Annotated in this window: 13 protein-coding genes; 1 reads left to right on the forward strand and 12 read right to left on the reverse strand. The window is 73.6% G+C overall.

Going from position 1 to position 13,888, the window contains the following annotated elements; genetic code table 11:
• Nucleotides 1-12 precede the first annotated feature (12 nt).
• Nucleotides 13-678, reverse strand: coding sequence for an SDR family NAD(P)-dependent oxidoreductase (locus ACZZY9_RS07930; RefSeq protein ID WP_463463678.1), 666 nt, complete (start codon nucleotides 676-678; stop codon nucleotides 13-15).
• A 119-nt stretch (nucleotides 679-797) separates the two neighbouring features.
• Here ACZZY9_RS07930 and ACZZY9_RS07935 point away from each other — a divergent pair, with 119 nt between their 5' ends.
• Nucleotides 798-1,361 (forward strand): TetR/AcrR family transcriptional regulator, encoded by a 564-nt coding sequence (locus ACZZY9_RS07935; protein WP_463463679.1) that lies wholly within the window; start codon nucleotides 798-800, stop codon nucleotides 1,359-1,361.
• A 70-nt stretch (nucleotides 1,362-1,431) separates the two neighbouring features.
• On the opposite strand, the gene ACZZY9_RS07940 is transcribed toward ACZZY9_RS07935, so the two are convergent.
• The 11 genes from ACZZY9_RS07940 to ACZZY9_RS07990 form a co-directional block, all read right to left on the reverse strand.
• Nucleotides 1,432-2,706, reverse strand: a complete 1,275-nt coding sequence (locus ACZZY9_RS07940; protein ID WP_463463680.1) for an alcohol dehydrogenase catalytic domain-containing protein — start codon at nucleotides 2,704-2,706, stop codon at nucleotides 1,432-1,434.
• Nucleotides 2,703-3,560 carry a phosphonatase-like hydrolase gene (locus tag ACZZY9_RS07945; protein ID WP_463463681.1) on the reverse strand — a complete coding sequence of 286 codons (858 nt, stop codon included), beginning with the start codon at nucleotides 3,558-3,560 and terminating at the stop codon, nucleotides 2,703-2,705. The genes ACZZY9_RS07940 and ACZZY9_RS07945 overlap by 4 nt, the downstream gene beginning before the upstream one ends.
• Entirely contained in the window at nucleotides 3,557-4,771 is a 1,215-nt protein-coding gene (locus tag ACZZY9_RS07950; protein WP_463463682.1) for a TIGR03364 family FAD-dependent oxidoreductase, read from the reverse strand. Before ACZZY9_RS07950 ends, ACZZY9_RS07945 begins: the two co-directional genes overlap by 4 nt.
• Entirely contained in the window at nucleotides 4,768-6,621 is a 1,854-nt protein-coding gene (gene phnE / locus ACZZY9_RS07955) for a phosphonate ABC transporter, permease protein PhnE (RefSeq protein ID WP_463463683.1), read from the reverse strand. Before phnE ends, ACZZY9_RS07950 begins: the two co-directional genes overlap by 4 nt.
• Nucleotides 6,618-7,622, reverse strand: coding sequence for a phosphonate ABC transporter ATP-binding protein (phnC, locus tag ACZZY9_RS07960; protein WP_463463684.1), 1,005 nt, complete (start codon nucleotides 7,620-7,622; stop codon nucleotides 6,618-6,620). The genes phnE and phnC overlap by 4 nt, the downstream gene beginning before the upstream one ends.
• 98 nt (nucleotides 7,623-7,720) lie before the next feature.
• Complete coding sequence (locus ACZZY9_RS07965) at nucleotides 7,721-8,656, reverse strand: phosphate/phosphite/phosphonate ABC transporter substrate-binding protein (protein ID WP_463463685.1); 936 nt, start codon at nucleotides 8,654-8,656, stop codon at nucleotides 7,721-7,723.
• A 217-nt stretch (nucleotides 8,657-8,873) separates the two neighbouring features.
• A complete protein-coding gene (locus tag ACZZY9_RS07970; RefSeq protein ID WP_463463686.1) occupies nucleotides 8,874-9,854 on the reverse strand; it encodes an EamA family transporter in 981 nt (326 codons plus the stop codon).
• A 194-nt stretch (nucleotides 9,855-10,048) separates the two neighbouring features.
• Nucleotides 10,049-10,672, reverse strand: coding sequence for an HD domain-containing protein (locus tag ACZZY9_RS07975; protein ID WP_463463687.1), 624 nt, complete (start codon nucleotides 10,670-10,672; stop codon nucleotides 10,049-10,051).
• Between the two features lie 419 nt (nucleotides 10,673-11,091).
• Nucleotides 11,092-11,790 (reverse strand): hypothetical protein, encoded by a 699-nt coding sequence (locus ACZZY9_RS07980; protein ID WP_463463688.1) that lies wholly within the window; start codon nucleotides 11,788-11,790, stop codon nucleotides 11,092-11,094.
• 1 nt (nucleotide 11,791) lies between these two features.
• Nucleotides 11,792-12,526 carry a hypothetical protein gene (locus tag ACZZY9_RS07985; RefSeq protein WP_463463689.1) on the reverse strand — a complete coding sequence of 245 codons (735 nt, stop codon included), beginning with the start codon at nucleotides 12,524-12,526 and terminating at the stop codon, nucleotides 11,792-11,794.
• A gap of 287 nt (nucleotides 12,527-12,813) precedes the next feature.
• The gene (locus ACZZY9_RS07990) at nucleotides 12,814-13,812 is read right to left on the reverse strand and encodes a hypothetical protein (RefSeq protein ID WP_463463690.1); all 999 of its coding nucleotides are present in this window, start codon (nucleotides 13,810-13,812) and stop codon (nucleotides 12,814-12,816) included.
• Nucleotides 13,813-13,888: the final 76 nt, after the last annotated feature.

A 13,888-nucleotide genomic window follows, 5' to 3' on the forward strand; every position in this document is an offset into this window, starting at 1 on the left:
CACCTTCGGGCGTCACCCGTCGTAGGCGATGTGGTGCAGCTCCGCGTCCCTCCGCTCGTCATGGAGCTTCACGTACGCCTCGGCGATGACGTCGGGCTCGGCGTCGGGGTGGCCGGCTCCGATGAGGGCTGTGATCCCGACGTGGGCGACATAGACACCCTTCTCGGCGAGGGCGTCGTGGAGATTCAGGGTCCAGTTGCGGAGGCCGGCTGCGGCGATGTTGACGTTGCCGAGGAAGGGCATCGGGCTGATCGAGCCGCCTCCGGTGGTGACGAGGACCGTTCCGCTACCGGCGGCGATCATGTCCGGGAGAACGGCGCCGACGGCGCTGAGGGCCCCGCCGAGGTAGAAGTCGATCTGCGGCTGCAGATTCTCCATCGTGACGTCGAGGACGTCGACGGGCGCCAGGCTCGGGTCCGCGGGTGAGAACTCCAGGACGTCGATCGGGCCGAGTGCCCCCGTGATCGCGCCGAGGGCGCTCGTGATGGTCTCGGGGCGGCTGACGTCGGCCGTGAATCCGCGGGCACGGACGCCCTCGGCCTCGAGGGTCGACGCGAGGGCGTCGAGCTTGGCCTGGTCGCGGGCGACGAGTGCGACGTCGAAGCCCTTCCGCCCGAAGGCGCGGGCGATCTCGAGGCCCAGGCCGGGACCGGCTCCGATGATGGTGAGGAGAGGCATGTGAATCCTTCCGCGGCCCGTCGTCCGACGGGACCACGCACTGGTGGGTTAAGTTGAGGTCGTCCTCAACCAGGGTTCAGCTTATGTTGAGACCGCCCTCAATATCTACTGGAGATCTCGTGACCAAGACGCCCGGCCTCCGTCGCGACGCGCAGGCGAACCTCGAGAAGCTGCACTCCGCGGCCCTCGCCGTGTTCTCGCGCCGCGGGTTGTCCGCCCCCTTGGAGGACATCGCGAGGGAGGCCGGAGTGAGCATCGGCACCCTCTACAACCGCGTTGGCTCGAGGGAGGCGCTCATCGACTCCGTCGTCCCCGCCGTCGCGGGCGAGAAGCTGAAGGCGCTCACCGAGAGGACGCTGAGCCGGAAGTCCCCGCGGGGCCGGTTGGAGACGTTCATCTCGGAGATGATCGACCTGCAGCTCAGCGACCCCGTCATGAACGACGCCATGCTCCGGCGCTACCCGGACGCCACGGCGCTGATCACCGCCTGCGAACGGTCGACGGCGCTCGGGAGGCGACTCGTCGAGGAGGCGCACACCGCCGGCGCGTTGTCCGAGGACTTCACCCCGGAGGACCTCATGGCCGTGCTCTGGATGGCCGGGACGGCGAGCCGCGACCCCTCCGCCCCCGACGGCTGGCGTCGCGTCGTGGACCGCGGCATATCCTCAGCCTGGGCCACGTAGCTCGACTCACGCGGACCACCCGGCCGGGTGCGCTCCCCGAGGACGGCGACCCTCGCGCCGTCACCGCTCGTCACGGCCGGACGGCGACCCGCACCGCTCCCGCCGACGCGGCCCGGCCCAGCCCCGCGTCGAGATCGGAGAGCGCGACCTCGTCGCCGACGAGGGCGGCCAGGGGCCAGACGCCGTGCCGCCGCTCGACGAAACGGGCCGCCTCGACGAGGTGCCGCGGCGCGTAGTTGTGGACCCCGCGCACGGTGACGAGTCGCCGGACGACGCTCTCCGCGTCGACCGGCACCGCCGGAGCCGGCGACACGCTGCCGACCAGGACGGCCACGCCTCCCACCCCGAGCCTGGTCAGAGCCGACGCGACGGCGTGCGGCGAACCGGACGCCTCGACGGCCACGAGAGGCGCGCCTCCTGCAGCCTCGAGGGCGCGGTCGACGCTGCCGTCGGCGTCGGCGGCGACTCCGGGATCACCCGTGGCGACCGCCCCGAAGCGGACCGCGAGAGCACGACGACGCGGGTCGGGGTCGACCACGACGACCCGGGCGCCGGCGTCGGTCGCCAACGCGGCGACCGTGAGCCCGATGAGGCCCGCACCGAGCACGAGCACCACGACCGGTGCCGCAGCCGCAGCCGCCGCACCGTCCGATGAGGCCGAGCCCGACGAGCCCGACGCACCGGCCGACCAGGCCCAGCCCGACGAGCCCGAACCACCGGACGAACCCGCGACCCGACCGTCGAGCGGCACGATCGCCGACGCTGCGTCGAGCGCCGCCACCGCGGTCGCCGTGCCGCACGAGACCGGCGCGAGCAGCCGCGCGTCGAGGTCGTCCGCGACCGGCACCACCGCCGTCCCCGCCCGCACGTGCACGTGGGTGGCGAAGCCCCCGCTGAGCTCCCACCCGGTCTCGAGCCGCTCGTGCCCGTACTTCCGCACCCGCTCGCACTTCTGCGGCAGGCCGCGGGCACAGGTCGCACAGCGACCGCAGCTCGCCGTCAGCGACCAGACCACGCGCCTCCCCGGCGCGAGCGGCGTGCCGTCGACGGCGACCGCGCCCTGGCCGACCGCGACGATCCGCCCGACCTGCTCGTGCCCGAGCACGAGCGGGACCGGTGCGGCCCGGTCACCGCGGGTCGTGTGCACGTCCGAGCCGCAGATCGTCGCGAGCTCGACCTCGACCAGCAGGTCTCCGGGGGCCAGGCGGACGCTCGGCACGGCGACCGCGTCGTGCGGGCGGCCGGGTTGCGTCCAGACCATCGCGGTCGGGGCGGGGTCGAGTCTCAGCTCGACGGGGCCGGCCGCGCGGACGGCGGAGTCGGGCCGAGGCGCGAGCGCGGTCACGCGACCGGGGCGACCGGTGCGACGGGCGCGACCGGTGCGACCGGTGTGACGGGCGCAGACGTCGACGCCGCCCCGACCGACGCCGCCCCCACCGCGGCTCCCGCCCCGCCCGCGACCCCCGCGAACGCGGGCAGCCCCACGAGGTCGCGCACGCTGTCGAGCACGACCTCGGCACCCGCGGCGAGCAGCCGGTCGCGGGTGTGCGCGCCCGTCGTCACGCCGACGACGAGCCCGGCCCCGGCGGCCCGACCCGAGAGCACGTCGCTGACCGTGTCGCCGACCACGACGACCGACGAGACCGACGACGCCCCGGTGCGCAGCAGCGCCGCGAGCACGAGGTCGGGGGCCGGGCGTCCGCGGCCCGCGTCGACCGGCGAGAGGGCGGCGTCGACCTTCCAGGCCAGGGCGTCGAGCAGGCGGTCTCGGGTGTCGGGCGAGAACCCGGTGGTGAGCACGACCGCGATTCCGGAGGCGCGGAGCGCGTCGATCAGATCGCCCGCGCCCTCGATCGGGTCGACCCCGTTCTCGTCGACGAGCTCGCCGTACGCGACCTCGAACTGCTCGTTGGCCCGCTGGGCGACCCGTTCGTCGCCCCCGGCGAGGTGCCGGAACACCTCGATCTTCGACTGCCCCATCGTGTCGCGGACGTACTGCAGGGCCTCCTCGCGGGTGAGCGCCGGCCCGAGGTCGACCCGGTCGGCGACCCGGGCGAAGGCCTGCTCGACGACGCCGTCGTCGACGACGGTGGTGCCGGCCATGTCGAGCACGACCAGCTCGACGGGAGCGGTGGTCGCGGCGGCCGGGCCGGTCGAGGGGACAGGGGCGGCGGCGGCGTGCGTGGTGTCGGTGGTCATGACGGTGTGCTCTCCAGGAGGAAGGACGGGTGGGCGGTGTGCGGGGCGCGGAGCGGGGCGGCGGGCAGGGCGGCGTCGCGCCCGCCGTCGAGGTGCCCGCCGACGACGTGCTCGGCGAGACCGAGTCCGGTCGTCATGCCGATGCCGGTGGCGACGACGGTGACGAGCACGTCCGGTTCGACCTCGTCGACGACGAACTCGTCGCGACCCGAGGCGTAGACGCCCTGCCACCTCTCGGTGACGACCGGCTCCGCACCGAACAGCGCTCGGAACTCGTCGAGGAACGCCGAGGAGGCGCGCTCGTCCTGGAAGGGCGCGATCGCCTCGCCCCTCCGGTGACTGTCGCCGACGATGATCGAGCCGTCGGGCAGCTGCGTGTACATCTGGTTCAGATCGAGGGCCGCGAGGTCGGGCCGCTCGGCGTGCAGGCGGGCGCGCACCAGCTCGGCGGCGCTCGTGCCGGCGAAGGCGCTGTAGCGGATCAGCGACCACCCGGTGAGCAGGGGCGCCCCGAGCGGCTTCGGGAGGTCGGCGCGGACCCGCAGCATGTCGAGACCGCAGCGCTGCAGATCGGCCCGTTCGGCCAGGTCGGGCAGCAGCTGGTCGAGGTCGTGGTTCGTGGCGACGACCACGGTGCCCGCGTCGATCGGCCCCCGACTCGTCTCGACGCGACCGGTCGTCACGGACCCGACGGAGGTGCGGGTCGAGAAGCGGACCCCTCGCGACTCGAGATGCCTGCGGATCGCATCCGCCGCCTCCCTCGGGTCCACCTGCAGGTCGTAGGGCAGCAGGGCGCCGCCGACGGCCACGCCGGGCGCGACCGGGGTGCGCGCCGCGAGTCCGCCCGCGTCGAGGAGCTCGATCTCGGGGCGGTCGCCGAGCACGCGCTCGGTGCGGGCCGCGGCGAGCTCGCCGAGCAGGGCGAGCTCGTCGTCGTGACGCGCCGCGACGAGGGTGCCGCTCTCGGCGAGCCAGAAGCCGGCGTCGCGGGCGAGCCGCAGCCACAGCCCCCGGGCGGCGAGCGCGTGCCGCCGGGCCTCGCCGCTCTGCGGGGTGAGGCAGAGGTGTCCGAAGTTGCGGACGGTCGACCCGCCGATGACGGCGGACCGGTCGACGACGAGCACGGACCGCCCGCGGTCGACCGCGGCCAGGGCGGCGCCGAGACCCACGATGCCCGAGCCGACCACGACGACGTCGTAGCGCGCGGTCATCGGAACACCCGGCGCATCCACATCGCGAGGCCCTCGACGGCGAGCACCGTCACGAGGATCATCAGCACGATCGCGGTGACCGTCCCGTAGTTCGAGCCCTGGCTGGCGTTCAGCAGGTAGTACCCGACTCCCCCGGCTCCGACGATGCCGAGCAGCGTGGCCGCCCGGATGTTGGTGTCGAGCATGTAGAAGGTGTGGCCGATCAGCGCCCGGGTGCCCTGGGGCAGGGTGGCCCCTGCGTACACCTGGAGGCGCGTGGCGCCGGTCGCGGCCAGGGCGCGCTCCGGCCCGGACGAGACCTCCTCGAACGAGTCGGCGAGCAGCTTGCCGAGCAGTCCGACGCCGCCGAGCGCGAGGGCGAGCGTGCCCGCCTGGGTCCCCAGCCCCGTGACCACGATCAGCACGATGGCGAGGATCACCTCGGGCACCCCGCGGATCCCGACGAGCAGCAGACGCATGCCGCCGCGCATCCCCCGGCTCGGCGCGACGTTGCGGGCCGCGAGCGACCCGATCACGATCGAGGCGACGAGGGTCAGCAGCGTCGCGGCCAGGGCGATCGCGACGGTCTCGCCCATCGCGTCGACCATCGTCGACATCTCGTAGCTGCCGAACGACGGCGGCCAGAACTGCACGGCCACGGCGGGCACGCCGCTCCAGACCGTCACGAGCTCGGACCAGGCGATGTCGCAGACGACGATGCTCGCCACGACGACGGCGGCGGCGACCGCGGCCCACGTGGTGGTCCGCACCCGGGCGCGATCCCACGGGCGGCGCAGCATCGTCGCGACGGTCGCGGGGGCGGGGGCGGGGGTTCCGGAGGCGCGGGTCGCGTCGTCCGCGGACGTCGCGGGGGCGGCGGTTCCGGAGGCGCGGGTCGCGTCGTCCGCGGACGTCGCGGTGGTCGACGCCCGGCCGACCGTCTCGGGTGCCGGGGCGGCGGATGTCGCCGCGCCGCGCCTCCTCGTGGCCCGTCGCACGACGCGGTCGCCGAGACCGCGACCCGTCGGAGCCGTCCCCAGCATGACCGCGCGGACGCTGCTCGAGACGATCTCCATCACGACGCAGAGCACGAAGATGACGACGGCGTAGCCGAGCCCGAGGCCGTAGTCGAGCGACTTGAAGGCGAACGACATCTCCATGCCGAGACCGACCACTCCGACGTAGCCGAGGATGACGCTGCCGCGCAGGTTGATGTCGTTGCGGTGCAGCACGGTCGCCACCCACGAGGGCAGCACCTGCGGCAGCACTCCCGCCGTGAACTGCTGCAGACGCGTGCCGCCGGCGGCGCGGACGGCCGTGCGGGGCCCCTCGTCGATCTGCTCGATGGCGTCGGCGAAGAGCTTCGAGATCATGCCCACCGAGTGCAGGCCGATGGCGAGGATGCCGGGCAGCGTGCCGAGCGAGAACAGCAGCACGAAGACCATCGCGAGCACGACGTCGGGCACGGCACGCGCCAGGACGGTGACGAACCGGGCGGCGGCGCGCCAGACCGGGCCGGGCGACGTGTTCGACGCGGCCAGCACGGCGACCGGCACCGACAGCACGGCGGCGAGCAGCGTGCCGCAGATGACGAGACCGAGGGTCAGCGCGGTCAGCTGCAGCAGCTCGCCGAGGGGCGGGAACTCGATCGCGCCGACCCTGCCGAAGAACCGCTCGGCGTTCGACCAGCTCTGCAGCATGCGGGCGGGGTCGATGTCGACGCTGCGGAGGGCGACGACGCTCGCGACCAGGAGCGCGACGAGCGTGAGACCGGCGGCGACGCGCTCGGGCGAGACCCGACGACGAGGAGGCGCGGCGACGGGGGCGACGACGGCCTCGGTCGTGCGCGGGCGCTCGGTGACGATGCTCATCGGACGGTGTCCTCGGCGGCGTGCGCCGCGCCTCCTGCGAGTCCGGACGTGCCGGCCGCGCCGGGCGTGACTGCCGTGCCGGACGTGCCGGACGTGCCGGCCGCGCCTGGCGTGCCTGCCGTGCCGAGCTCGAGCTCGATGGCCTCGAACTGGTCGGTGCTCGTCGCGACGCGGCCGTAGATCTCCATGACCTGCGCCTTCGAGAGACCCTCGGTGGGGGTGTCGAGCACGACCCGGCCGTGACGGAGGCCGACGATCCGGTCGGCCCACGAGAGCGCGAGGTCGACCTGATGCAGGCTGCAGATCACGGTGAGACCCTCGTCGGCGGCGATCTCGCGGATCAGCGCCATCACCTGGTCGCTCGACTCGGGGTCGAGCGAGGCGACCGGCTCGTCGGCGAGCAGCACCTGCGGACGCTGCATCAGCGCGCGGGCGATGGCGACGCGCTGCTGCTGCCCGCCCGAGAGGGTGTCGGCGCGCTGGTAGGCGCGCTCGAGCAGACCGACGCGCTCGAGCCGGGCGAGCGCCTCCGCCTTGGCCGCACGCCCGTACGACCAGAGCCCGAGGCGCGGCCCGCGCACCGTCGCGAGCGACCCGGTCAGCACGTTCTCGAGCACGGTGAGCGACGGCACCAGCTCGAACTGCTGGAAGATGAACCCGACCTCGCTGCGCAGCTCGCGCAGGGCGCGGCCCGTCAACGCCGTGACCTCACGACCCAGCACCGTGACGCGGCCGTCGGTGGGCCGCTCGAGGCCGTCGACGTGACGCAGCAGCGTCGACTTGCCCGAGCCCGACAGACCCAGCAGCACGACGACCTCGCCGCGGCGGACGGTCAGCGAGGCGCCGTCGAGCGCGGTGGTCGCGCCGAAGCGCTTGGTGATGCCCTCGAGGGCGACGACGGTCTCGGCGGGGCCGGCGGGGCCGGTGGTCGTGGTCGCCGTCCTGGTCGTGGTCGTGGTCGTGGCGCGGGTCGCGGTGGTGGTGTCGTCGTGCGGGTTCATGCGGGTGTCCGTTCTGCTCGGACCCCGGGAATTCACTCAGACCCCCACGCGCGCGCGAGGGTCTGAGCGGATTCCCGGGGTCTGGGGGTGCTACTTCGTCAGGCCTGGCACTGCGTGGCGTTCGTCTTCTCGCAGATGTCGCGGATCTCGTCGTAGTACGCGTCGTCCACGGGCGTCGTCTCGAAGAAGACGCTGCGGAAGCCGTCGCTGTCGGCTCCGTCGATGCCGGCCGCGACCATGTCGTCGGCGCTGACGTTCGCGAGGATCTCCTCCAGCTGCGCCTTCAGGTCGTCGGGCAGGCTGTCCGACTCGACGATCGGTGCGCCGGGCACCATCTGCTCGTCGATGACCTCGACGGCGTCGCTCTTCGCCACCTCGCTGTCCTCCGCGAAGCCCGCGTCGCACTCCGAACCCTCACCGGTCTTCTGCACGCTGACGTCGTGCTTGCCCGCGAACACGGGGGTGATGTCCTTCTCGGGGTCGATGCCGGCCTCGAGCAGCGCGTAGCTCGGGAACAGGTAGCCCGACGTCGACGACGGGTCGACGAAGCAGACCTTCTTGCCCTTCATGTCGGCGATCGACGTGATGTCGCTGCCCTTCGGCACGATGGCCTGCGAGTAGTAGCCGGGCTCCTGCCCTTCGGCCGTCGTGATCGACGAGATCGGCGTCAGCTCGGCGCCGTTGTTCGTGGCGGTCACGTAAGTGAAGCCGGAGAACGATGCGACGTCGATCTGACCGGCGATGCTCGCCTCGATCAGCGCCGCGTAGTCGGTCGACTCGTGATACTCGACGGTCTTGCCGGTCTCCTGCGCGATGTAGTCCATCAGCGGCTGGTAGTTCGTCTCGGTGTCGACAGAGTCGGGCACGACGCCGAACACGAGGGTGCTCGAGTCGACCGCGAAGCCGGCTGCGTCGGACGAGCCCCCGCCCTCGCCTTCGGCCGAGGAGGCGGCGTTCGAGCAGCCGGCGAGAGCGGTGGCGAGCAGGGCGACGCCGGCGAGGGCGATCGCGGCACGGGGACGGCGGAGGGTCATGACGGCCTTTCGGGTGGGAGCAGGACGTGACGATGGTGACACGCGACCGGCCGACATAGGAACCTAACTCGTGGTCCGTTCAGGCAGAGTTCACGTGTTGTATGCCCACCCGCGCCTCCTGGGCTTCGCGTCGAGGTGACTCGAAGCGGGGGGCCTGGGCGCCGGAGGGCACCGAACGGGTCACCTCGATGCGGAGGCTGCGGGGCAGCGGGGGGGGCTAGGCCGCGAGGAGGGCTATGCCGCCGAGCACGACGACCGACGCGACGAGGCGCTTCGCGACCGAGCCCTCGCGCAGCACGAGCGCCCCGAAGACCGCGACCATGACGACGCTCGTCTCACGGGCCGGTGCCACGAGCGCGACCGGCGTGGTCTGGATCGCGACCAGCACGAGGATGTACGACAGCGGCGACAGCACGCCGAACGCGAGCACCCGCGGCCAGTGCGCCCGCCCGACCCCGAGCAGCTCGCCCCGCCGTCGCCCGAGGGCGACGGTGTAGAAGACGACCTCGGCGAGGGTCACTCCGACCATGAACGAGACGGGCGTGAGACTCCAGGTGCGCAGGGCGTGGGCATCCCAGATCGTGTAGGAGGCGATGGCCAGGCCGGTCAGCAGCCCCCAGGCGATCCCGGGGTCGAGGCGGCGACGGGGGCGTGTTCCGCGGAGGCGCGGGGCGGCGGGCGGGTCGACCCGCGCCTCCTGGGGGCCGGCGGATTCGGGGGCTCGGCCGGGTTCGCTGTCGGGGGCTCGGCCGGGTTCGGGGGCGGCTGCGGCGGGCGGGGTGCGGTCGATCAGGCCGGTCGCGACGACGCCGGCGACGACCACGGCGATGCCGACGACCGCGACAGGCGAGAGCCGCTCGCCGAGCAGCAGCACCGCGAGCAGCGCGCTGACCGCCGGGCCGGTGCCGCGGGCCGTGGCGTACACCGTCGAGAGGGAGCCCGCCGCGTAGCCGCGCTGCAGCACGGTCATGTAGACGACGTGCAGCACGGCCGAGACTCCGGCGCCGATCGCGAGACCCGCGAGTCCTCCGCCGAGCCCGCCGGTGAACGGGACGACGGGCAGCCAGAGCACCGCGCTGGCGACGGCGCCCCACCAGAGGAAGGGCGTGCCGATGCGGCTGACGCTGTGGGCGACGATGTTCCACGAGGCGTGGCAGACGGCGGCGGCGAGGACGAGGAGGAGCGCGGCGGAAGACATGGCGGCACCCTTCTACCGTGTCGAGGTGACGCGCCGGGGTCGGGAGGCGCGGGCGGCGCTGCGTCGAGGTGACGCGAACGGGGTCGGGGGGCGCGGGCGGCACCGCATCGAGGTGACGCGAACGGGGCCCTGCTGCGGCTCGAGGGCCCGTTTCGGGTCACCTCGACGCCGAGGGGTAGGAGGCGCGGGGCGCGTCAGGGCGCGGGCGGCACCACGTCGAGGGGGTTGGCCCGGGCCCTTGCGGGGAGGCCCGCCCGGACGGAGCGCCCGGCCTCCGACGACGGCTTGCGGTGCGCCTGCTCGGCGGCGAGTGCGGCGAAGGCGTCGCCGAAGGCTCCACGCGGCAGCCGCTCGACCACGGCGCGCACGAACCCGGGCGCCCAGTCGTCGGGCGCGGCCCCGCTCACGTCGAGACTCGTCGCGCGCTCGAGCAGATGCCCCTCGACGTCGAGCTCGGCTGCCACCGACGGCCACATGTGGCGCTCGATGACCTCGGCCACGCGCCTCCCCCGGTCGTCGCTCCAGCCCGCACCGGCCGCGAAGACCCGCGCGACGTCGGCTCCGGCCCGTTCGAACGGCACCGTGTGGCTGTCGAACGAGGGGGCCAGCCCGAGGTCGTGCAGCATCGCCGCCACCCAGAGCAGCTCGACGTCGACCTCGAGCCCCTCGGAGGCGCCGAGCTCGGCCGCGAAGGCGAACGACCGCAGGCTGTGGTCGGCGAGCGCAGGCGACGCGTGCGCCCGCACGACGGCGAGCGCCCTCTCGGCGACGGGGGTCGGCGGGGTGAGCAGGCCGTCGAGGCGCGAGGAGTCCGTCATGGGAGTGAATCTACGAGTCGACGCGTCCGGCCACCAGTGGCAGTGTCGCCACCGGGGGCTCGAGAAGCTGCCGGCCGCGCTGCGTCGCCCCCCGCTTCGTCGCTCCCCACTGCATCGATGTGACGCGAACAGGGCCGTCCCGCGGCTCGAGGGCCCCTTTCGAGTCATCTCGATGCGCAGAGTGGGAGGCGCGGGGTGGGAGGCGCGGGCGGGGCAGGAGGCGCGGGCCGGCGGGCCGCTCTGCATCGAAGTGACGCGAAAGCGGACCTTGCGCGGTTCGAGGGGTCCTTTCGGGTCACCTCGATGCGCGGGGTGGAGGCGCGGGTGGGCAGCTCTGCGTCGAGGTGACGCGAAAGGGGTCCTTCCGCGGCTCGAGGGGTCCTTTCGGGTCACCTCGATGCGGCGCGGCGCGGGGCGGGTCAGCGGGCGGCGCGGCCGCGCAGCATCCGGGCGAAGAACGCCGTCGCGAGACCCGCCGCCACGAGCACGGCCGCGAGGCCGCTGACCACCTGCCCGACCGGGTAGGCGCCCGGTACGCCGAGCGTCACGAGCCCGATCGCGAAGCGGACCAGCGCCAGCGCGCCACCGGCCGTCAGCAGCGCCGAGGTGACGCGTGCGCTCGTGCGCGAGCTGCGGATGCCGCGCACGACATGCGGCAGCAGCAGCGCGAAGATGTACGCGGGGTACGCCGTGGCGACCGTCGAGTACAGCCGCACGACCCCCTGGTCGAGGTCGACGGCGAGATCGGCGGCGCGGCCGGTCGGCTCGGCCGCGACGAAGAGCAGCACCTCGACGACGAACACCGCCACGAAGACGAGCGCCCCGGGCAGCCCCGAGACGAGTCGCAGGGTGCGGGGCGCGTCGTAGGCGCGGGCGACCTGGGTGCCGGCGAGCAGCAGCCCGGTGAAGAGCAGCAGCTTGGCGACCAGGTCGGTCGCGTTCTCGAACGGCAGGAGGCGGTCGACCGCCTCGTAGACCGGCGGAGTGATCAGCGCGAAGGCCAGGGCGACGGTGAACGCCGAGGCGACGACGATCGGGTTGCGGCCGCGGATGGCGCCGGGGAGGCGCGTGAGGGCCAGGGCCGCCAGCACGGCGACCACGAGGAATGCGATGGTCATGTCACCCCAGGGTGTCTTGGATTCGGTGCGCCTGCTCGGTGTCGGCCGCGAGACGCCGCGCCTCGCGTTGCGCCGCGGCGAGACGTTCGGCGACCAGGTCGTTCAGGTCGACGTCCGAGAGGCGGGTGAGCGCGTCGGATCTCGCGCCGCGCCTCCATCCTGCCTCCTCCAGCGTGAGAACACCTGCGGCGGCGAGTCCGCCCGTCCACGAGGTGCCGGCGATGAGGGCGATCTCGATCAGCTGCGACGGGCGGAGCTTGGGGGTGTTGATGGCCGCCGAGACGTTCGACGGCGCGATGCGCCAGCGCTCGGCGAGGGTCGCGCGGAGGCCGCCCGGGTCGACGGCGTCGATCCAGGTGCGGACGGAGCCGGGGAGGGGCGGGTCGCGCTGGTCGCGGACCCCGGCGAGTGCGTCGCGCGAGCCGGGCGCCTGCCGGTCGAGCAGCACGACGAGGGCGTCGGCGAGCTCGATCTGGGCCAGCACCTCGGCGGGCGTCGGGGCGGTCGGGCGCCCGGCGAGGTCGGCGTAGCGGTCGAACGAGGTGAGCGCGTCGGCGGGTGCGACGCCGGCCACGCGGGCCGCGGCGACGACCTGCGCCTCGGGCACCCGGCCGCGCAGCAGCTGCGCCTGCAGGGTGCTGCGACTGACGCCGAGCGCCCGGGCGAGCGGGAGCGCGGCCGTCGGCAGACCGACGGTCTCGGCCCAGGCCCGGAACTCGCCGGAGGGGAGCGACATGCGCCTCTCCTCTCGAGTGGGTGGGGCCATGCGGGGTCGCGGATCGCCCGAGAGTGACGGACTTCTGTCATTCTCGCAGGAACTATGTATTCTTGACACCGGGGAAGCGCCGCGCACGGTCGATTGCCAGGGCATCAAGAGGGGTGCGTCACGGGGGTGATCGGCTCGACGACTGTAGTCGAGCCGAGACGGCCGAGACCGTGCGCGGGCGCTCCTGTCGACTCGCGCCTCCTCGACCCGCGCCTCCTCGACCCGCGCTTCCTCGGCCCGCGGCGGTGCCCGCGGCGCTACTGGAAGCTGAGGGTGTCGTCGGGCGCGATCGTCATGGCGTAGCTGACGGTGAAGGGGACGTCCTCGTCGATCGTGTAGGCGAGGCCGTCGAACAGCGACTGCGCCTGGACGACCAGATGGGCGGTGCCCGGCGCCTCGTCGACCAGCCACTGACCGGGCGTCGACGACGGCACCACGGCGACCGTCGGGTGCTCGACGATCGACCAGGACGGCTCGTCGAGCAGCCGGTCGTCGACCTGGCGGCCGAACGGGCAGCCGGCGGGCAGCAGCACCTTCTGGGTGACGCACGACCCGTCGAGCTGGCGGTCGAGCTGCTTCTGCAGCACCGCCGCGAACGACGCCCGCGGCTCGACGTCGACCGCGACGGCCGTCGTCGAAGCGACCGCCGACGCGCTGACCTCGACGGGGTCGGCGTGCAGGTAGGTGCTGTCGTGCGAGAGCTCGAAGCGCGACGGCGCCAGCACCGTGAAGCGCGTCGTCACGTCGCCGCTCGTGGTCGTGACCTCGCGCCCGTCGACCTCGAAGCGGGGGTCGTTGCGCGGGGTGACGTCGATCGTGGCGGTCGGCTTCTGCTCGAAGCTCCACTGGTCGAAGAACAGGAACCGCTTGCCCGCCTCGCGCACCACGAACTGCGACTCGCCCGCGACGCCGTCGAGCGTGTAGGCGAGGGTGACCGTGCGCGTGCCGTCGCCGAGGGGCAGCTCGGACACCTCGCGCACGTCGTCGAGCCCGCCGAGCGACGGGACCTCGAGCAGGCTGTCGTCGAGATCGTCGGTGGGCTCGACGCCGGCGAGGGTCAGCGCACTCGAGACGTCGCCGCGGTCGACGGCGTCCATGTAGCCGCGGGCGAAGCCGCCGGCGCTGTACACGGTCGCGTTCAGGGCGGCGACGGTCACGACGAACGCGACGACCACGAGGAGCGCCGCGCCTCCCCAGATCGCGACGAACGTCCGATTCCGTGAGGCGGGTCTCCTCTCCCCCACAGCAGAAGACATGCCCACAGTGTAGGTGGGCGCGGGTCACGGAACGCCGTGGAGTCGAGGAGGCGCGGGTAGATTGGATCCGCTCCCC

The sequence above is a fragment of the Frigoribacterium sp. AC394 genome (assembly GCF_979258095.1).